Origin of the sequence: Micromonospora phytophila (genome assembly GCF_023656545.1) — a bacterium.
Lineage (GTDB): Bacteria > Actinomycetota > Actinomycetes > Mycobacteriales > Micromonosporaceae > Micromonospora > Micromonospora phytophila.
The window spans coordinates 1-1,122 of the sequence record NZ_JAMOKF010000621.1; the positions used below are offsets into that span (position 1 = coordinate 1).

Genomic DNA, 1,122 nt, shown 5'->3' on the forward strand with positions numbered 1-1,122 from the left:
GTTGCAGTTTTGATTTCCGTAGACGTTTTCCGGCGCCTGATGGGGCATCTGAAACCCATCCAGGCGCTTTTCGTTTTTCGTGTCGTTTCGACGCGGGTGATCAACGCGGCGGCGTAAGGGTCCGCACAGTGCGGTCTCTCACAGCCTGCGAAGGAGCAGACATGACTACAGGTACCGTGAAGTGGTTCAACGCCGACAAGGGCTTCGGCTTCATCAGCCCGGACGACGGCGGCGCCGACGTCTTCGCCCACTTCTCCGCGATCTCGGCGAGCGGCTTCCGCAGCCTCGACGAGAATCAGAAGGTGGAGTTCGACATCACCCAAGGCCAGAAGGGCCTGCAGGCGGAGAACATCCGCCCGCTTTGATCCACACTCTGCGAACGGCGGCCCGACTGGTTCAGCGGGCCGCCGTTCGGCGTTTCATGCGCTCACCACGGCATCGCGAAAATCGTCTGATCGGCAGATGGCCGGCCATCTCGGTGTGGAGCCAGCTCAGGATTTGCCCCCGTGTTCTCTTCTCTGGATCGATTCGGACCTCGGGCGCTAGTCTGCCCAGGCCGACTGTCAGCTCGCCCAAGGCGCGCCTCTGGCTCATGAACCAGACAGACACAGACATCGACTCTTATCGCTAACGGGCCGAATTCCGCATCGCCGCCGCCCCGACGGTCGAGGCACGTACGGTCGCGGTCCAGGTGGAGCACACCATGGTCGGACTCGACGCCTCGCCTCCTGATGACTGTCAGACAGTCGGGACCCGGGGTGCACGGCGTTACATCCTGAAGGGTTGATGACTATGACGACGACCTACTCGGGTCCTGCGAGGCTGATCCTGGTCGACGGCGCATGCATATCCGGCATGGCTTCCCTCAGTACCAACCAGCGCGGAGGACTCAACGGCTGGGGCGGCACGTTCCGTCCGGACGAGATCACGACAGACCTTCGCAACGCAGTCGAAGGGCTGCAATTGGAACTGCCCTACGATCGGATGGGGACAGTCGCCGTCACCGGCATACGCAAGCTACTCGCCACGCAGGTGTTGATGTCGTTGGCAGGCCGCGGACCCGCACCATTCTGATCGTGCGCCGCACGGCCGCCGCTACATCGCCGCCGCGACGCGGTCACT

The 1,122-nt window shown here is 63.0% G+C and carries 2 protein-coding genes; both read left to right on the plus strand.

Annotation, left to right across the window (positions count from 1 at the left end; translation table 11 throughout):
• Positions 1–161 precede the first annotated feature (161 nt).
• Positions 162–365 (plus strand): cold-shock protein, encoded by a 204-nt coding sequence (locus tag NCC78_RS31825; RefSeq protein ID WP_250799179.1) that lies wholly within the window; start codon positions 162–164, stop codon positions 363–365.
• Between the two features lie 427 nt (positions 366–792).
• Positions 793–1,074 (plus strand): hypothetical protein, encoded by a 282-nt coding sequence (locus NCC78_RS31830; protein ID WP_234038701.1) that lies wholly within the window; start codon positions 793–795, stop codon positions 1,072–1,074.
• The last annotated feature ends 48 nt before the right edge of the window (positions 1,075–1,122 follow it).